The sequence below is a fragment of the Paraburkholderia sp. RL17-347-BIC-D genome (genome assembly GCF_046027915.1).
GTDB lineage: Bacteria > Pseudomonadota > Gammaproteobacteria > Burkholderiales > Burkholderiaceae > Paraburkholderia.
Window position 1 is genome coordinate 1 of the sequence record NZ_JARESS010000024.1, and the last position, 17121, is coordinate 17121.

Below are 17121 nucleotides of genomic sequence, written 5' to 3' on the forward strand. Positions count from 1 at the left end.
GGCAACCCGCCACCGGTAACCCGGCACCAAACCCCGCACCACCCAGCCTCACTCCTCTTCCCCCGAACACGCACCCGCAAACGTTCGCGCCCCATCTTTTTCGCCTAATCTGTAGAGCGACGCCCCGATCGTCGCGAAACCGGCAATTTCTCCGTTCAAGCGCCTTTCAGGCCTGTAATCCCACTGTCACATCCGTTTCACGGTCAGTCACGTTACTGTCACAAAGAGACCCTAAGCTTCGCGGTGTTCGTCTTACACGCTCACACCGCTCACACCTTTGGAGGTCTCATGAAATTGATGCAAACCGTGTTCGCTGGCGTCGCTGGCGCGCTTTTCGCGATCGCAGCGCAAGCCGCAGACATCACCGGCGCGGGCAGCACCTTCGCAGCACCGATTTACACGAAGTGGGCCGACTCGTATCAGAAGTCCGGCGGCGGCAAGGTTAACTATCAAGGCATCGGTTCGTCGGGCGGCGTGAAGCAAATCGTCGCGAAGACCGTCGACTTCGCCGGTTCGGACGCTCCGTTGAAGGACGACGAACTCGCCAAGGAAGGCCTGTTCCAGTTCCCGACGGTGGTCGGCGGCGTGGTGCCGGTCGTCAACGTGCCGGGCGTGAAGCCGGCTGAACTGACGCTGTCGGGCGAAGTGCTCGGCGACATCTATCTGGGCAAGATCAAGAAGTGGAACGATCCGGCGATCGTTGCGCTGAACCCGAAGGTCAAGCTGCCGGATACCGACATCGCCGTGGTTCGCCGCGCCGATGGTTCGGGCACCAGCTTCATCTGGACGAACTATCTGTCGAAGGTCAACGCAGACTGGAAGTCGAAGGTCGGTGAAGGTTCGACGGTCAACTGGCCGACGGGCACGGGCGGCAAGGGTAACGACGGCGTCGCGGCCTTCGTGCAACGTCTGCCGGGCGCAATCGGCTACGTGGAATGGGCGTACGCGAAACAGAACCACATGACGTATGTGGCGTTGAAGAATTCGTCGGGCGCAGTGGTCGAGCCGAAGACGGACACCTTCAAGGCAGCGGCAGCAGGCGCGGACTGGTCGAAGTCGTTCTACCAGATCCTGACGAACGAGCCGGGCAAGAACGCATGGCCGATCGTCGGCGCGACGTTCGTGCTGGTTCACACGACGCAGGACAAGGCGCCGCAAGGCACCGAAACGCTGAAGTTCTTCGACTGGGCATTCAAGAACGGCACGCAAGCCGCAAACGATCTGGACTACATCTCGTTGCCGGATTCGGTCGTGTCGGAAATCCGCACGCAGTGGAAGTCGAAGGTGAAGGACGCTTCGGGCAAGGCAATCGCCGAGTAAAAGAGGCAATGAGCACAGCGCTCAGCATCCGTAGTACGTAACACGTTGGCCGTCCTCATGCGAGGACGGCCAATGGCTTTAACCACCGGCACTACCGGCCGCACGACACGTGTCATACGGCAACTGGAAACAGGTCCATCAGGCTCTCATGTCCGATATCCAATTAGCGTCCGGCTCGAGCAGGTCGACCCCGCCCGGCAGCGCGTCGCAGCAGAAAGCGCCTAGCCGCGCCGGCGACGTGATCTTCGGCGGTCTCGCGCGCCTCGCCGCCATCATCACCTTGTTGCTGCTCGGCGGCATCATCGTTTCGCTGATCGTCGCGTCCTTGCCGTCGATCAAGCAATTCGGCCTCAGCTTCCTGTGGACCGCCGACTGGGATCCACCCAGCAAGCAATTCGGCGCTCTGGTGCCGATCTACGGCACGATCGCCACGTCGATCATTGCACTCATCATCGCGGTGCCCGTCAGCTTCGGCATCGCGCTTTTCCTGACTGAACTCGCGCCCGCGTGGCTGCGCCGCCCGCTTGGCATCGCGATCGAACTGCTCGCCGCGATTCCGTCGATCGTGTACGGCATGTGGGGTCTGCTGGTGTTCGCGCCGATCTTCGCGACGTGGTTCGAAAAGCCGCTCGGCGCAGTGCTCGGCGGCATTCCGGTGGTTGGGGCGCTGTTTCAGGGCGCGCCGATCGGCATCGGCATCCTGTGCGCGGGTGTGATTCTCGCGATCATGATCATTCCGTACATCGCCTCGGTGATGCGCGACGTGTTCGAAGTCACGCCGGTCTTGCTGAAGGAATCGGCGTACGGCATCGGCTGCACGACGTGGGAAGTGATGTGGAAGATCGTGCTGCCCTTCACCAAGAGCGGCGTGATCGGCGGCGTGATGCTGGGTCTGGGCCGCGCGCTCGGCGAGACCATGGCTGTCACGTTCGTGATCGGCAACACCAATCTGCTCGACAACGTGTCGCTGTTTTCGCCGGGCAACAGCATTACGTCGGCGCTCGCCAACGAATTCGCCGAAGCGGATCCGGGTCTGCATACGTCGGCGTTGATGGAACTCGGCCTCATCCTGTTCGTGATTACCTTCATCGTGCTGGCGATCTCCAAGGTCATGCTGCTTCGCCTCGAAAAAGGGGAGGGCGCGAAATGAGCCAGCCCACTTTGAATATGCCGGGTTCGAACGACGCGGTCGCGCTCGAAGCGATGCGCGTGCGTCTGCAAGGCCGCCGCCGCATGAAGAACGCGGTTGCGCTGACCATGTCGCTCGCCGCGATGGCGTTCGGCCTGATCTGGCTGATCTGGATTCTGTACACGACCTTGCGCCTCGGTATCGGTGGCTTGTCGGTCGAGTTGTTCACGCAATCGACGCCGCCGCCGAACACCGACGGCGGTGGTCTCGCCAACGCGATCGTCGGCAGCCTGATGCTGGTCGGACTCGCGACTTTCGTCGGCACGCCGATCGGTATTCTGGCGGGCGTCTATCTTGCCGAATACGGTCAGAAGGGTTGGCTCGCGAGTTTCACGCGCTTCATCAACGACATTCTGTTGTCGGCGCCCTCGATCGTGGTGGGTCTGTTCGTCTACGCGCTGGTCGTCGCGAAGATGGGCCACTTCAGCGGCTGGGCCGGCGTATTCGCGCTCGCCTTGCTGCAGATTCCGATCGTGATCCGCACCACGGAAAACATGCTGAAACTGGTGCCGAACGCGCTGCGTGAAGCGGCTTTCGCACTCGGCACGCCGAAGTGGAAGATGGTGCTGTCGATCACGCTGAAGGCGTCGATCGCGGGTATCGTCACCGGCGTGTTGCTCGGCGTGGCGCGTATCGCAGGCGAAACCGCGCCGCTGCTCTTCACGGCGCTGTCGAATCAGTTCTTCTCGATGGACATGGGCCAGCCGGTCGCGAACCTGCCGGTCACGATCTACAAGTTTGCGATGAGCCCGTTCGCGCAGTGGCAATCGCTCGCGTGGGCCGGCGTCTTCCTGATCACGCTCGCGGTGCTGGGACTGAACATCCTCGCGCGCACGATCTTCTCGAACAAGTAAGGGCGGAGTGTAATCCGATGAATATGGCAGAAACTCAACTCAATCCGATCGCGCGTCCCACTGCGCCCGCCGGTTTCGATCCCGCCCAGAGTGGCCAGTCGCAGGCGTCGTCGCGCCCGAAGATCGAGATCAACGACCTGAACTTCTTCTACGGCAAGTATCACGCGCTGAAGAACATCAATCTGCAGATTCCCGAAGGCAAGGTGACCGCGTTCATCGGCCCGTCGGGCTGCGGCAAGTCCACGCTGCTGCGTACGCTGAACAAGATGTATGCGCTCTATCCGGAACAGCGCGCCGAAGGCGAGATCTTGATGGACGGCGAAAACCTGCTGACTTCCAAGCGCGATATCTCGCTCTTGCGCGCGCGGATCGGCATGGTGTTTCAGAAGCCGACGCCGTTTCCGATGTCGATCTACGACAACATCGCGTTCGGCGTGAAGATGTTCGAAACGCTGCCGCGCTCGGAAATGGACGACCGCGTGGAATGGGCGCTGACCAAGGCCGCGCTGTGGAACGAAGTGAAGGACAAGCTCGGCCAGAGCGGCTACGGTCTGTCGGGCGGCCAGCAGCAGCGTCTGTGCATTGCGCGCGGTATCGCGATTCGTCCGGAAGTGCTCCTGCTCGACGAGCCGTGCTCGGCGCTGGACCCGATTTCGACGGGCCGTATCGAAGAGTTGATCGCCGAACTGAAGAGCGATTACACGGTGGTGATCGTCACGCACAACATGCAACAGGCGGCTCGCTGTTCGGACTACACTGCCTACATGTACCTCGGCGAGTTGATCGAATTCGGCGATACCGAAAAGATCTTCATCAAGCCGGTCCGCAAGGAAACCGAGGATTACATCACTGGCCGCTTCGGTTAAAACGCCGAGCAAAACAAGGGAGTACGACATGTCCGACAAACACCTGTCCAGCCAGTTCGACGCCGACCTGAACCTGGTTTCCTCCAAGGTGCTCGAAATGGGCGGCCTGGTCGAATCGCAGATCGTCAAGGCCATGCAGGCGCTCAACGAATTCGATCTCGACATCGCCGAACAGGTGATCGCCGCGGAAGAGCGCCTGAACAAGATGGAAGTGGAAATCGACGAAGAGTGCAGCAACATCATCGCGCGCCGTCAGCCGGCCGCGCGTGACCTGCGCCTGCTGATCGCGATTTCGAAGACCATCACGAATCTCGAGCGCGCCGGCGACGAAGCCGAAAAAATCGCCAAGCGCACCAAGCGTTTGATGGAAGACGGCGCCTCGCGCACCATCAATATCGCCGAGATCAAGTTGTCGGGTGAAATGGCGGTGTCGATTCTGCGCCGCGCGCTCGACGCCTTCGCGCGCCTCGACACGGTCGCCGCCGCGCAGATCGTGCGCGACGATAAAGCGATCGACGAAGAATTCCGCGCTTTCGTGCGCAAGCTGATTTCGTACATGACGGAAGATCCGCGTTCGATCTCGGTGGGCCTCGACTTCCTCTTCATCGCCAAGGCGATCGAGCGTATCGGCGACCACGCGAAGAACATCGCCGAATTCATCATCTACATCGTCAAGGGCACGGACGTGCGGCACAAGTCGCGCGACGCGCTCGAACGCGAAGCACTCAGTTAATCCAGATATAAGGACCAGAGGTGCCGATGCCTAGCAGCATTCTCGTCATTGAAGATGAGCCCGCCATTTCCGAACTGATTTCGGTCAATCTTCAACACGCCGGTCACTGCCCGATTCGCGCGTACAACGCGGAACAGGCGCAGAACCTGATCAGCGACGTACTGCCCGACCTCGTCCTGCTCGACTGGATGTTGCCGGGAAAATCGGGCATCGCCTTCGCTCGCGATCTGCGCAACAACGAGCGCACGAAGCATATTCCGATCATCATGCTGACCGCGCGTGGCGACGAGCAGGACAAGGTGCTCGGCCTCGAAATCGGCGCCGACGACTACGTCACCAAGCCGTTCTCGCCGAAAGAACTGATGGCGCGCATCAAGGCGGTGTTGCGCCGCCGTGCGCCGCAGTTGACCGAAGACGTGGTCGCGATCAACGGCCTCAAGCTCGATCCGGCAACCCACCGCGTGGCCGCGCATGCCGAAGGCAGCGAGATCAAGCTCGATCTCGGCCCGACGGAATTCCGTCTGCTGCACTTTTTCATGACGCACCCGGAGCGCGTGCACAGCCGCACGCAACTGCTCGATCAGGTGTGGGGCGACCACGTGTTCGTCGAAGAGCGCACGGTGGACGTGCATATCAAGCGTCTGCGCGCGGCGCTCAAGCCTGCTGGATGCGATGCTATGATTGAGACGGTGCGCGGCAGCGGCTACCGGCTTGCGAAGAGCGCCTGACGCTCGCTCAGCAGTGGCGCTGTTCGAGCCCGCTTCGGATACGTCATCTTCGCAACGATAGGCGCCGCGGTTCCCATCACGGCGCATAGGCCTTTCTCTTCGATCGCTAGACCATGAACATCATCTGGGCGCGCTCCATCGTGTCGGTCGTGCTGCTGGCTGTTCTGTGCGTGGTGGTCGGCGCACTCGTGAACGTCAAGGCAGCACTCGTCCTCGCGATTGTCATGCTGCTCGCGCAGAGCCTTTTCAGCACCTTTCATAAACAGCGTCTGTGGCGTTTGCTCGACGCGCCGGTTTACGGCGAAGTGCCGAGCGCCCCCGGCATCTGGGGCGAAATCTACTACCGTCTGCACAAGCTCGCGAAGCGCTGGCACGCCCAGGTGCGCCAGGTCGAGCAGCAGCATTCGCGCTTCATCCAGGCGATCCAGGCCTCGCCCAACGGCGTGGCGATGCTCGACGATCACGATCAGATCGAGTGGTGCAACGCGATCTCCGAACTCCATTTCGGGCTGGATGCGAAGCGCGATCTGCGCCAGCACATCACGCATCTGGTGCGTCAGCCGGACTTCGTTCGCTATCTGAATTCGTCCCACTACGAAGAAATGCTGATCATGCGCGGCATGGGCGACAAGCGCCAGAACGTGCTGTCGGTGCAGGTGTTTCCGTACGGCGAGAATCGCAAGCTGGTGCTCTCGCAAGACATTACCGAACTCGAGCGGACCGACGCCATGCGGCGCGACTTCGTGGCCAATGTTTCGCATGAACTGAAGACGCCGCTCACGGTGCTCTCGGGTTTTCTGGAAACCATGCGCGAGTTGCCGTTGAGCGAAGGCGAGCGTTCGCGCTATCTCGAACTGATGGAGCAGCAGGCTTCGCGCATGCGCCATATCGTCAGCGATCTGCTGGTGCTCGCCAAACTCGAAGGCGACAACAAGCCGCCGAGCGATCAGATGATCGATATGCGCGCGGTGTTGCGGCATCTGCGCGACGACGCGGAAAACCTGTCGAGCGATCATCACAAGATCGTGTTCGATGCCGACGAAGGGCTCACCGTCACCGGCGTCGAAACGGAAATTCTCAGTGCGTTCGGCAATCTCGTCACGAACGCGATCCGTTACACGCCGGACGGCGGCGCGATCAAAGTGGCTTGGCACGCGCAAGGCGGCAATGCGGTGTTTTCCGTGACGGACAGCGGACTCGGCATTCCCTCTGCGGACATTCCGCGGTTGACCGAGCGTTTCTATCGCGTCGATCGCAGCCGTTCACGCGACACCGGCGGTACGGGCCTCGGCCTCGCGATCGTCAAGCACGTGCTGCAACGTCACGATGCGCAACTCGATGTGAAGAGCGAAGAGGGACGTGGCAGCACGTTCACCGTGCGCTTCCCGGTGTATCGCACGGCGCGCCGGCAACCTGCGCCGGCTTGAACGTAAATGCATCGACCTGAAAAAAAGCCCGCATGTTGCGGGTTTTTTTCGCGTGTCTGTCGCTAGCTCGCCGAAGCGAGTGTAATCACTAACGTTACGAACAGAATTTCCCCAGCAGGCTCATCTGCGCGTTGCGCGAGGACTTGCCCGGCCGGCGGCGCCGATAATGCCCGTCGCTTTGCATGAGCCACGCGGACTGATTGTCGCCGAGAAATGCCGACAGACCTTCGGCGATCACGCGCCGCTTCAAACGGCGGTTGTTGACCGGGAACGCCACTTCCACGCGCCGGAAGAAATTGCGGTCCATCCAGTCGGCGCTCGACAGGTAGACCTGCTCCTTGCCGCCGTCGTAGAAGTAGAAAATGCGATGGTGTTCGAGAAAGCGCCCGACGATCGAGCGCACGGTGATGTTCTCCGAAAGCCCCGCCACACCCGGCTGCAACGAACACACGCCACGCACGATCAGATCGATCTTCACGCCGGCCTTCGCGGCTTCATACAACTCGGCGATCACCGTGGGTTCGAGCAGCGCGTTCATCTTCGCGACGATGCGTGCTTTCTTGCCGGCGCGAGCATGCTCGGCTTCGGCGCGAATCGCTTCGACCAGTTTCGGATGCAGCGTGAACGGCGATTGCCATAACTCGTGCAGCTTCAGTTCGCCGCCGATGCCGGTCAGCTGCTGGAACACGTGATGCACGTCTTCGCAGATTTTCTGATCGGCGGTCATCAGGCCGAAATCGGTGTAAAGGCGTGCCGTGCGCGGATGGTAGTTGCCGGTGCCGAGGTGCACATAGCGCTTGAGCGTGGCCTTGCCGCCCACCGACACGCGCCGCACGATCAGCATCATCTTCGCGTGGCACTTGTGGCCCACCACGCCGTACACCACGTGCGCGCCGACCGCTTCGAGCTGCGAGGCCCAATTGATGTTGGTTTCTTCGTCGAAGCGCGCGAGCAATTCGACCACCACCGTGACTTCCTTGCCGTTGCGCGCGGCTTGCATCAGCGCGTCCATCAGCGGCGAATCGGTGCCGGTGCGATAGATGGTCTGCTTGATCGCGACCACGTTCGGATCTTTGGCCGCCTGCAGCAACAGTTCGAGCACCGGCTGAAAGCTCTCGTACGGATGGTGCAGCAGCACGTCGCCCTGATCGATCACGTCGAACATGTTGGCGCTGTTGGCGATCTGCGGCGGAATCGCGGGAATGTGCGGCACGAACTTCAGATCGGGGCGGTCCACCATCTCCGGCAATTGCATCAGCCGCACGAGATTGACGGGGCCGTCGGCGTAATAGCAATCCTTGTTGGACAGGCCGCTTTCGTCGAGCAGGCGCCGCACGACATGCGTGGGCGTTTCCGCCGACACTTCGAGCCGCACCGCGTTGCCCAGATGTCGCGCCGGCAATTCGCCCTGCAACGCGACACGCAGGTTGGTGATTTCATCTTCGTCGACGAACAGTTCACTGTTGCGCGTGATGCGAAACTGATTGCAGCTGCGCACCACGAGGTTCGGAAACAGCTCGCCGACAAAGCGTTGCAATAGCGAGCTCAGCAGCACGAAGCCATGCGGATAGCCCGACAGGTCTTGCGGCATGCGCACGAGCCGCGGCAGCGCGCGGGGCGCCTGCACGATGCCCATCATGGCCTGACGGCCGAACGCGTCCTTGCCTTCCAGTTCGACGACGAAGTTCAGGCTCTTGTTGAGCACGCGTGGAAACGGGTGCGCCGGATCGAGTCCGATCGGCGTGAGCACGGGCAAAAGTTCGTCGAAGAAATAGTTGCGCGCCCATTCGGTCTGCGCTTCGTTCCACGCTTCCGTGCCGTGAAAATAGATGCCTTCTGTTTCGAGCGCGGTGAGCACCGTGTCGTGCAACATGGTGTATTGACGATGTACGAGCTTCTGCGCGCGTTCGACCACGAGGTCGTACACGTGCTGCAGCGACATGCCGTCCGGCGACAGTGCGCCGGGGTTGTCGCGCATCTGTTCCTGCAGTCCGGCCATGCGGACTTCGAAGAATTCGTCGAGATTGCTACTGGTGATGCAGATGAAACGCAGGCGTTCGAGCAAAGGGACGGCCGGGTCGGCAGCTTGTGCCAACACACGCTCGTTGAAACCCAGAATGCCCAGCTCGCGATTCAATAAGGGGTAGCGGATGGACATCGGCAGCGAGAATGGAATGTCAGGAAGGGAGGCGGAAAGACGCTCGGAAATTCTCACAGTATGATGACGTTGTTATGACATTCTCGATGTTTTAAATTCTACGCCGTATTCGCCGCGTGTCGTCAATATGACGCAGTGTGTATGGGACCATGGGGCACCCCCATTGCTGCGAGGTGACATCGTGAGGCCCGGTACGCTTAGAATGGCGTCTTTGAACAGCGCGGCCGGCCATAAGGCGCCCAAGGCACCCAATGGATATGCGGCGCCCTCTGCATCCAACGCTGCCGCGCTCGCGCGCATGGAGCACGCTTACCCGATGGTCAATACTCCGCAACTCCTCGCTGCCGTCGATCTCGGCTCGAACAGCTTCCGGCTGATCGTGGGCCGGGTCGAGGAAACCGACGCGGGCAGCCAGATTTATCAGGTCGATGCCTTGCGCGAGCCGGTGCGCCTTGCCGCCGGTCTGTCACGCGACAAGATGCTCGACCGTGCTTCGCAGGTGCGCGGCTGGGACGCACTCAAGCGTTTCGGCGAGCGTCTTCGCGACTTCCATCCCGATCACGTTCGCGCGGTCGCCACCAACACGTTGCGCATCGCCAAGAATGCCGGCGAATTTCTCGGCGAGGCGCAAGCCGCGCTCGGTTTCCCGATCGAAGTGATTGCCGGGCGCGAAGAAGCGCGCCTGATCTACGCGGGGGCAGCACACTCCGTGCCCGCGAGCCCGGGCAAACGTCTTGTGGTCGACATCGGCGGCGGCTCGACGGAATTCATCATCGGCTCGCATTACACGCCGATCAAGATGGAGAGCCTGTATATCGGTTGCGTGAGCCATAGCCGTGCGTTTTTCCCGGCCGGCAACGTCGACGAATACACGATGCGCCAGGCCGAACTCGCCGCGGGCCGCGAAATCCAGATCATTTCCGCCGAGTACAAGAAAACCGGCTGGGAGCAGGCGATCGGCTCGTCGGGCACCGCGCGCGCATTGGCCGAACTGGTCGAGGCGAACGGCTTCAACGATCCAGGCGTCACGCATGGCATCTCGCGCGGTGGGCTCGAACGGCTCAAGCGCGCGCTGATCAAGGCGGAGAACGTCAATCGGCTGAAGCTCGTCGCGTTGAAGGGCGATCGCGTTCCGGTGCTGGCCGGTGGCCTGTCGATCATGATCGCGGTGTTCGACGAACTCGGCGTCGACTATGTCGATACCACGGACGGCGCGCTGCGCCTCGGCGTGCTGTACGACCTGCTGGGCCGTTCGCAGCACGAGGACATGCGCACGGTGACGGTGGAAGGCTTCATGCGCCGCTATGGCGTGGATCGCGCGCAGGCGGGGCGCATCGGCGAACTCGCGGTGCGCTTCTACGACCAGTTCGCGGAACCCGACGAAGAACGCCGCGCGGAAAACCGCATGTTCCTCGGTTGGGCCGCTGCGCTGCACGAAATCGGGCTGTCCATCTCGCACAGCGCGTATCACAAGCATTCGGCCTATATCGCGAGCAACGCGGACATGCCGGGCTTTTCGCGTACCGATCAGGCGCGGCTCGCCGCGCTCGTGCTCGGTCACGCGGGCAAGCTCGGCAAGCTGTCGCAAACGCGGGAAGTGGAGTGGCCGCTGCTGTTCTGTCTGCGACTTGCGGCGCTGCTGTGCCGGCGGCGAGCGGACGTCGGCTTGCCGGGCATCTCGGTGGCGCAAGTCAATGGCGGTTACGAGGTGCGCTTGCCGAACGAGTGGGTCGCCAACAATCCGTTGACCGACTACAGCCTGATTCAGGAGGCCGCGGAGTGGGAGAAGGTCGGCATTCCGTATCGCGTGGTCTATACGGACGATTGAGGTCTTGCCCGCGCACTGCGCATGAATGAGAAAGCCCGGCAATTGCCGGGCTTTTTTTGTCGCAGCGTGTTTTGTTTCGCCGACGCGCATCAAAGCGCGTCGCGCGAACGAGTCCGCTCAGCGCGGCAGCGCATCGCCGAGGAAGTGGCGAGCGTAACGCGCGTTGATATCGGACAAACGGAACAGCGTCAGAAAATCCGCGGTATTGAAATCGGGATCCCATGCCGGCGCGCCGCAAATCTTCGCGCCAAGACGCAGATAACCCTTCACCAGCGGCGGCGGCGCTACCTCGGCGCCCGTCTGCAGTTCATCGACCGGCAGCGGCGTGTGCGGAAACGCGCGATATTCCGGCGCGGTCAGCGCGTTGTCGCGCAGCGAGCAATACAGATTCGCCGCGTAGTGGCCACCGTCGACCATCGCCACGCTCGCGCAGCCGAGCATCGTCTCGTAGCCGTTGTGCTTCATGTAGGCGGCGAGACCCGCCCACAGCGACATGATCACCGAGCCGCTGCGATAGTCGGGATGCACGCACGAACGGCCCACTTCGACCATCTTGGCGCGCAGGTGCGTCAGACGCGACACGTCGAATTCGCTTTCCGCATACAGGCGGCCGATACGCGCGGCCTGATGCGGCGGCAACGCGCGATACGTGCCGACCACCTTCAGCGTGTCGAGATCGCGCACCAGCAAGTGATCGCAGTAGGAGTCGAACGAATCGACGTCGAGACCCGCGGGGCCCGTCAGGCGTGCACCCATTTCGTCGGCAAATACGCGGTAGCGCAGACGCTGGGCTTCGCGCAGCTCTTCGTCGGTGCGAGCCCATGTGACTTGCAGGCGATGCTGGGCGGTGACCGTTTCCTCGGCGCGCGGCAGGCGGCGCGACTCGAAGATCGAAGCGAGGGGCAGGGTAGGCGTCGGCAGTTCTCGCATGGGGGGTCCTGGTCGAAAAAAGGGAGATTTCTTTTTTCGCCAATGTAGTAACGCCTGGTGACGCTCGCATGGCAAACCCATGACGATTGGATGACTGCCCGTAAGCTGCTTGCGCGCGGCTTGTAATGTCGCTAGGGGGAGCGGCGAGTGTTGTTTCCGTGCGAAACGTGGGGTCGAGGAATGGGTGGGCGCGCTTCGAGCGCCGGGACGGTGCCATCCCGGCGACGTGGGTGAAGTGTGTGATCGATGCGGGCAGAGCGGCGGCGCTCGTGCGCCGCGTGGGATTTTATGGACCGCCGGTTAGGTTGAGACGCGAATCCGAATCAGACCAGATCAGGACTCATGGCGGCTCGCAGCACGGCCTGGTCGTCGCCGTCGCGCTCACGGCTCGCAATCCACCACACGCCGGCTTTCTTCAGCGGCCAGCTCGCGGCGCTGTTGCCGAGCAGACGCGCGGCGACGTGACCGAGCGTCGGTTGATGGCCGACGATCACCACCGTCTGCGCGATGCCCTTGGGCCAACCGGCGGCGTTGAGCACGTCGTCCGCGCTCGCGTTGGGCGCGAGTTCGCGCACGACGCGATATTGATCGCTCAGGGTCTCGGCGGTCTGGATGGTGCGTACGGCAGGGCTTGCGAGCACCACGGCGTCGTCGGGCAGCCGCGTGCGCAGCCATTTGGCGACGTTTTGCGCCTGCTTGCGGCCGCGGGTGGTGAGCGCGCGCGCGAGGTCGGTGCTGGCGATGTCTTCGGCTTCGGCGTGACGCCAGAGAATCAGATCCATGGGTGTCTCCTTGACTCTGGTTGCGGCGCTTGAGCCTGATCAGGCGTGCGCCAGGTTTCAGTCACTGTCGCACGCGGGCTCGCCAGGCCGCAAGGCGATGGCTCAGGCTGACCGTATAAGCGTTCCGGTATATCGCAAGCACGAGCCTGAAAACCCAAAAAGCAAAAACCCGCGAAGCCGGAGGCTACGCGGGTTTCGTGTTGCTTTTCGTGGTCGGAGCGAAAGGATTCGAACCTTCGACCCTCTGATCCCAAATCAGATGCGCTACCAGGCTGCGCTACGCTCCGACGAATCCGAGATTCTACGTGGCATTGGGTGCCAGAGTCAATCACGAATTGCGCCGGTGCGAAACGGAGGCTCGAATGCGCGATTCGGCCGCGTTATATGCGTCCCATCAGCAGCAAGACGATCACGATGATCAGCACGACCCCGAGCACGCCGGTCGGCCGATAGCCCCAGCCGCTGCTGTACGGCCAGCTCGGCAATGCGCCGATCAGCAGAAGAATGAGCACGATAAGCAGTATGGTTCCGATGGTCATTCGAGTTCTCCCTGTCTGGCCTGAGCCATTTGGTCTGTTGGTTCGGCGCATTCGCGCCGGGACGCTCGACGCGCAATCTGCGCGCTCCTTGCAGGCTTACATGCAGCAAGGCATGTGCCTGAACGGAAAGCAAGTTCAGAGGGGAGAGGGCGGGCGGCTGCGTGCTTTAGCCGTGGCGCGGTGATGCGTCAGGGGAAATGGCAGGCAGGAAAAACTTGCGCGCTGATGGCGGGTGCGCGACCGCCATCGCCGCGCCAGCAGTCGACGTGCGAGCGCGGGCTCGCACGTGCGGTGCAGCGTATCAACCGTTGAATCAGCCGGAACCGCCGGAGGCGCAGCCGGCAGCCGGTTTTCCGTTCAGTGCCGGCGACGCATCCAGTGCGGCATGTGCTGATGAGTCAGCCAGTGATGCACCATGCCTTCGCCGTTGTGTTCGCGCCGATAGGTTCTCGATTCGTAAATCGACAACACGAGCAGCACGAGCAGACCTATTCCGAGTCCGATCAGACCCGCGATCGTTTCAGCGTCCATGGCAGTCTCCTGTGAGATGCGGCTGTGACTTCATAGTAGCTCACGCGTAACGAAATGGGAGGGGGGCCCACTGCTCGCAGCGGCGTCGTGGAATGCGCTTTGCAGGTAGACTCTCGGCGCTCGCGCTTGCCCGGTCACCGCCGGGCAGCCGCTCTTTCATTCTGCTCCGAGAGACTCCTGTTTATGATCCGCGTTTCGATGCTTGCGTTGCTGCTGGTTGCCGGCGTTGCCGGTTGCGCGAATGGTCCGTCCGGCCATCACGGCGGCCCGCCGCCGCAAGATCCCGCCGACTATCACGGCGTGCCCACCGACAGCCGTCCGCCCGCCATGGTGCCTGCGCCGGTCACGCCCTGAGCGTCGGCTGATAACGGATTCGGCAACGGGGTGAACAGCAAAAGCGAAGCTCCGGCGCGGGCACGCCGGCGCTTCTGACCCGCGCAGACTTTTGGCGCGGAAAGCGCGGGCTGAGGTCATTCTAGGGCGAGCGCCGCGTGCGATATGTGTGCGCTTGTTTCAAGCCGTAACCGGGTCCCGCGATGCGAAATGGATGTGCGGTGGTTCGTGCCCGGGTTGCCCTGGGAAGCGCGGTGCACCAGATACGTCGGCGCGCTTAGAGGTTTTGGTGCAATAGGTGCGCTGGGCGGGATAAGTAGCACACGCGCATGGCGAAACGGCGCCTAAGCAGCCGCGCCCTCCATGCCGCGCACGACGCCCGGCAAATAGCGCGCAAGCGTGAGACCACGCAGCGCCATGAAGAGCAGCATCGCGGCCCACAAGCCGTGATTGCCGTACAGCGCCAGCAAAGCCCACGACGCGGCCACGAACAGCGCGAACGACACCACCATCGACATCATGAGTTCGCGCGTGCGGGTCGCGCCAATGAAGACGCCGTCGAGCAGAAAGCCCCACACGGAAACCACCGGCGAGAGCGCGGCCCACGGCAGATACATTTCAGCGGTGGCGCGCACCGCGGCCTGATCCGTCAAACGTTCGACGATCCACGAGCCCGCGCCCCAATACACCAGCGAGAACCCCAGCGCACCGAGCGTGGACCACAATGCCGTCACCTTGATCGCCTGCGTGAACGCGTGCCGGTCGCGCGCGCCGATCGCCGCGCCGACCAGCGCTTCGGCGGCGTGCGCGAAGCCGTCGAGTCCGTAGGCCATGAAGGTCTGAAAATTGAGCAGCAGCGCGTTGGCGGCGAGCGTGGCGTCGCCTTGCTTCGCGCCCAGATGCGCGAACCAGCCGAACGACGAGAGCAGGCACAAGGTGCGCACGAAGATGTCGCGATTGAGTACGACGAGCCGCTTGAGCGCCGCCGCGTCGAACAAAGCGGCGCGGTTCAGCGTGGGCAGGCCACGTGGCCTGCCCTGCCATAGCAGGGCGGCGCCGAGCACGAAGCCGAGCGCATCGGCGGTGGCCGTAGCCGCGCCGATGCCGGCCACGCCCCAATTGAATCCGTACACATACAGCAGCACGGCCGCGATGTTCACGCTGTTGATGAACACCTGCGAGAGCAGCGCGAGCCGCACCTGCTGCGTGCCGAGCAGCCAGCCGAGCACGACATAGTTGCCGAGGGCGAGCGGGGCGGCCCAGATGCGCGCATGACAGTAAAGCCGCGCGTTGCGTTGCACCGCGTCGCTGCCGCCGATCACGCGCAGTGCGTAATCGATCAATGGCATTTGCAGCGCCAGCACTACGGCGCCGATCGCGGCCGCCAGCAACAGCGCGCGTACGACGTTGTTGCGCAACTCGGCGTGGTCGTCCGCGCCGTGCGATTGCGCGACGAGACCCGTCGTGCCCATGCGCAGGAAGCCGAAGCCCCAGAACACGAAGTTGAAGAACAGGCCGCCGAGCGCCACGCCGCCGAGATACGACGCGCCATCCAGATGGCCGGCGACGGCGGTGTCGACCGCGCCGAGAATCGGCTGCGTCAGATTGGCGAGAACGATGGGAAACGCCAGCGCGAGCACCCGACGGTGCCAGTGCACAGGGACGGCGGGTGCCGCGGCCGACGGGTCCGCGTCGCGCGCGGCTTCGCTCAATTGCGTTCCTGCACGCACACCCAGGGCGAGACGACGACGGCCCAGAGATCCGGGTCGCGCGCGGCGAAGTCGGCGGCGGTTTCCGCCTGCACGCGCTCGACAAGCCCCGAGGACAGCCATTGCGTGACCTGCGTGGTGTCGTCGCTGGCGATCGCTTCGGCGACGCTCACCAGATCGAGGTCGCGCGCGACGCGCAGCAGCATCCCGCGTGCGAAGAAGCGTTCGAGTTCGGGCCAGCCGATCTTGGCGGTTTCGGCGAGCAGCTTGGCGTACAGCGGGCTATGGGTGGCGTCGTTGGAAGTCATCGTAAGCGGGTTCTGACGGGGCCGTTACTATAAACCATCGGGGCGGCCCGCCAGCGCGGCGCGCGTTCCGGTAGGCTATGGGTCCTTCGAAAATCATTCTGAACCTTCATGTCACTGGATTCAACGGCGCCGGCTTCGGGCGCGCAAGCTCACGTCGTGACCGATGCCGCGCTCACGCGCGCCGAGGTGGAGCGACTCATCGCGGCGAGCCTCGCCGGCAATAAAGCGCCGCTGCATTTCACCGACTGCGATTTCGAAGGCGCCGACCTGTCGCGACTCGATCTGCGCGGCGCCGAGTTTCATCGCTGCACGATCGCCGAGACCTCGTTTTTCGGCACGATGCTCTCGCATACCCGCTGGGTCCGTTGCCGTGGCCGCGAGGCGGATTTCGCATCGGCCGACCTGGTCGACGCGGAGTTTCAGTCGAGCGACCTGAACAACACCAACTGGCGGCGCGCCAAGCTGGCTTCGGCGTCGTTTCATAGCTGCAAGCTGACCGGTGCCAATTTCGAAGCGTGCACGGCGCTGGGTTTGAGCTTCGTCGAAACGCTGCTGGTCGGCGCGCACTTGCGCGGCCTGTCGTTTCGCAAGGCCACGCTGCAACAACTGGACTTCTCCGATGCCGATCTCGCCGGTGTCGACTTCCGTGAAGCAATCTTCGACGGCGGCAGCCTGAAGGACGCCCATCTGAAGGGCGCGCGCTTCGACGGCGCGGATCTGCGCGATGCCGACCTGAGCGGCGTGCGGCTGGTGGACGCGGCGCTCTTCAAGGGCGCGACGATCTCCCATGCCCAGGCGGCCGTGCTCGTCACCGAACTCGGTTTGCGGGTCATGTGAGCGCGGCTTCAGGCTGGCCGATTTTTAGCGATTCGCCCAGCTTGAACGA

General features: G+C 62.8%; 17 protein-coding genes and 1 tRNA gene. 10 read left to right on the forward strand and 8 right to left on the reverse strand.

Going from position 1 to position 17121, the window contains the following annotated elements:
* Positions 1-288 precede the first annotated feature (288 nt).
* From pstS to phoR, 7 genes are all read left to right on the forward strand, one after another.
* Positions 289-1320 carry a phosphate ABC transporter substrate-binding protein PstS gene (gene pstS, locus P0D96_RS27720; protein ID WP_132373614.1) on the forward strand — a complete coding sequence of 344 codons (1032 nt, stop codon included), beginning with the start codon at positions 289-291 and terminating at the stop codon, positions 1318-1320.
* A 148-nt stretch (positions 1321-1468) separates the two neighbouring features.
* A complete protein-coding gene (gene pstC / locus P0D96_RS27725; protein ID WP_408180657.1) occupies positions 1469-2470 on the forward strand; it encodes a phosphate ABC transporter permease PstC in 1002 nt (333 codons plus the stop codon).
* Positions 2467-3363 carry a phosphate ABC transporter permease PstA gene (gene pstA / locus P0D96_RS27730; RefSeq protein WP_132373616.1) on the forward strand — a complete coding sequence of 299 codons (897 nt, stop codon included), beginning with the start codon at positions 2467-2469 and terminating at the stop codon, positions 3361-3363. Before pstC ends, pstA begins: the two co-directional genes overlap by 4 nt.
* A gap of 17 nt (positions 3364-3380) precedes the next feature.
* Entirely contained in the window at positions 3381-4229 is an 849-nt protein-coding gene (gene pstB / locus P0D96_RS27735; RefSeq protein ID WP_132373617.1) for a phosphate ABC transporter ATP-binding protein PstB, read from the forward strand.
* A 28-nt stretch (positions 4230-4257) separates the two neighbouring features.
* Positions 4258-4962: a phosphate signaling complex protein PhoU gene (gene phoU / locus P0D96_RS27740; RefSeq protein ID WP_091792610.1), complete on the forward strand. Its 705-nt coding sequence runs from the start codon at positions 4258-4260 to the stop codon at positions 4960-4962.
* Positions 4963-4988: 26 nt separating this feature from the next.
* A complete protein-coding gene (phoB, locus tag P0D96_RS27745) occupies positions 4989-5690 on the forward strand; it encodes a phosphate regulon transcriptional regulator PhoB (protein ID WP_006051991.1) in 702 nt (233 codons plus the stop codon).
* Positions 5691-5803: 113 nt separating this feature from the next.
* Positions 5804-7117 carry a phosphate regulon sensor histidine kinase PhoR gene (phoR, locus tag P0D96_RS27750; RefSeq protein WP_408316639.1) on the forward strand — a complete coding sequence of 438 codons (1314 nt, stop codon included), beginning with the start codon at positions 5804-5806 and terminating at the stop codon, positions 7115-7117.
* Positions 7118-7211: 94 nt separating this feature from the next.
* Here the strand turns inward: phoR and ppk1 are convergent, their stop codons facing one another.
* Positions 7212-9275: a polyphosphate kinase 1 gene (gene ppk1, locus P0D96_RS27755; RefSeq protein ID WP_132373619.1), complete on the reverse strand. Its 2064-nt coding sequence runs from the start codon at positions 9273-9275 to the stop codon at positions 7212-7214.
* Between the two features lie 202 nt (positions 9276-9477).
* Between ppk1 and ppx the strand changes: the two genes are divergently transcribed.
* The gene (ppx, locus tag P0D96_RS27760) at positions 9478-11103 is read left to right on the forward strand and encodes an exopolyphosphatase (protein WP_408291179.1); all 1626 of its coding nucleotides are present in this window, start codon (positions 9478-9480) and stop codon (positions 11101-11103) included.
* Positions 11104-11220: 117 nt separating this feature from the next.
* On the opposite strand, the gene P0D96_RS27765 is transcribed toward ppx, so the two are convergent.
* The 5 genes from P0D96_RS27765 to P0D96_RS27785 all read right to left on the reverse strand — a co-directional run bounded on the left by P0D96_RS27765 (position 11221) and on the right by P0D96_RS27785 (position 13885).
* Complete coding sequence (locus tag P0D96_RS27765; RefSeq protein ID WP_132373621.1) at positions 11221-12033, reverse strand: GNAT family N-acetyltransferase; 813 nt, start codon at positions 12031-12033, stop codon at positions 11221-11223.
* Between the two features lie 323 nt (positions 12034-12356).
* Positions 12357-12815: a phosphohistidine phosphatase SixA gene (gene sixA / locus P0D96_RS27770; RefSeq protein WP_132373622.1), complete on the reverse strand. Its 459-nt coding sequence runs from the start codon at positions 12813-12815 to the stop codon at positions 12357-12359.
* Positions 12816-13025: 210 nt separating this feature from the next.
* Positions 13026-13102, reverse strand: a tRNA-Pro gene (locus P0D96_RS27775).
* Between the two features lie 93 nt (positions 13103-13195).
* Positions 13196-13354, reverse strand: coding sequence for a DUF3309 family protein (locus P0D96_RS27780; RefSeq protein WP_007181032.1), 159 nt, complete (start codon positions 13352-13354; stop codon positions 13196-13198).
* A 357-nt stretch (positions 13355-13711) separates the two neighbouring features.
* Positions 13712-13885, reverse strand: coding sequence for a hypothetical protein (locus P0D96_RS27785; RefSeq protein WP_165923803.1), 174 nt, complete (start codon positions 13883-13885; stop codon positions 13712-13714).
* A gap of 183 nt (positions 13886-14068) precedes the next feature.
* Between P0D96_RS27785 and P0D96_RS27790 the strand changes: the two genes are divergently transcribed.
* Complete coding sequence (locus P0D96_RS27790) at positions 14069-14239, forward strand: hypothetical protein (protein ID WP_168794759.1); 171 nt, start codon at positions 14069-14071, stop codon at positions 14237-14239.
* A gap of 323 nt (positions 14240-14562) precedes the next feature.
* On the opposite strand, the gene P0D96_RS27795 is transcribed toward P0D96_RS27790, so the two are convergent.
* Together P0D96_RS27795 and P0D96_RS27800 are read right to left on the reverse strand one after the other, a co-directional pair.
* Positions 14563-15930 (reverse strand): MATE family efflux transporter, encoded by a 1368-nt coding sequence (locus P0D96_RS27795; protein ID WP_408316642.1) that lies wholly within the window; start codon positions 15928-15930, stop codon positions 14563-14565.
* Positions 15927-16235, reverse strand: coding sequence for a DUF2288 domain-containing protein (locus P0D96_RS27800; RefSeq protein ID WP_310814376.1), 309 nt, complete (start codon positions 16233-16235; stop codon positions 15927-15929). The genes P0D96_RS27795 and P0D96_RS27800 overlap by 4 nt, the downstream gene beginning before the upstream one ends.
* A 108-nt stretch (positions 16236-16343) precedes the next feature.
* On the opposite strand from P0D96_RS27800, the gene P0D96_RS27805 reads away from it, so the two are divergent.
* Positions 16344-17072: a pentapeptide repeat-containing protein gene (locus P0D96_RS27805; protein WP_408316644.1), complete on the forward strand. Its 729-nt coding sequence runs from the start codon at positions 16344-16346 to the stop codon at positions 17070-17072.
* Positions 17073-17121: the final 49 nt, after the last annotated feature.

Excerpts from the sequence above, each read along its gene's own strand:
- pstS (WP_132373614.1), top strand. The coding sequence starts at position 289 with ATGAAATTGATGCAAACCGTGTTCGCTGGCGTCGCTGGCGCGCTTTTC.
- pstC (WP_408180657.1), top strand. The coding sequence starts at position 1,469 with ATGTCCGATATCCAATTAGCGTCCGGCTCGAGCAGGTCGACCCCGCCC.
- pstA (WP_132373616.1), top strand. The coding sequence starts at position 2,467 with ATGAGCCAGCCCACTTTGAATATGCCGGGTTCGAACGACGCGGTCGCG.
- pstB (WP_132373617.1), top strand. The coding sequence starts at position 3,381 with ATGAATATGGCAGAAACTCAACTCAATCCGATCGCGCGTCCCACTGCG.
- phoU (WP_091792610.1), top strand. The coding sequence starts at position 4,258 with ATGTCCGACAAACACCTGTCCAGCCAGTTCGACGCCGACCTGAACCTG.
- phoB (WP_006051991.1), top strand. The coding sequence starts at position 4,989 with ATGCCTAGCAGCATTCTCGTCATTGAAGATGAGCCCGCCATTTCCGAA.
- phoR (WP_408316639.1), top strand. The coding sequence starts at position 5,804 with ATGAACATCATCTGGGCGCGCTCCATCGTGTCGGTCGTGCTGCTGGCT.
- ppk1 (WP_132373619.1), bottom strand. The coding sequence starts at position 9,275 with ATGTCCATCCGCTACCCCTTATTGAATCGCGAGCTGGGCATTCTGGGT.
- ppx (WP_408291179.1), top strand. The coding sequence starts at position 9,478 with ATGGCGTCTTTGAACAGCGCGGCCGGCCATAAGGCGCCCAAGGCACCC.
- P0D96_RS27765 (WP_132373621.1), bottom strand. The coding sequence starts at position 12,033 with ATGCGAGAACTGCCGACGCCTACCCTGCCCCTCGCTTCGATCTTCGAG.
- sixA (WP_132373622.1), bottom strand. The coding sequence starts at position 12,815 with ATGGATCTGATTCTCTGGCGTCACGCCGAAGCCGAAGACATCGCCAGC.
- P0D96_RS27780 (WP_007181032.1), bottom strand. The coding sequence starts at position 13,354 with ATGACCATCGGAACCATACTGCTTATCGTGCTCATTCTTCTGCTGATC.
- P0D96_RS27785 (WP_165923803.1), bottom strand. The coding sequence starts at position 13,885 with ATGGACGCTGAAACGATCGCGGGTCTGATCGGACTCGGAATAGGTCTG.
- P0D96_RS27790 (WP_168794759.1), top strand. The coding sequence starts at position 14,069 with ATGATCCGCGTTTCGATGCTTGCGTTGCTGCTGGTTGCCGGCGTTGCC.
- P0D96_RS27800 (WP_310814376.1), bottom strand. The coding sequence starts at position 16,235 with ATGACTTCCAACGACGCCACCCATAGCCCGCTGTACGCCAAGCTGCTC.
- P0D96_RS27805 (WP_408316644.1), top strand. The coding sequence starts at position 16,344 with ATGTCACTGGATTCAACGGCGCCGGCTTCGGGCGCGCAAGCTCACGTC.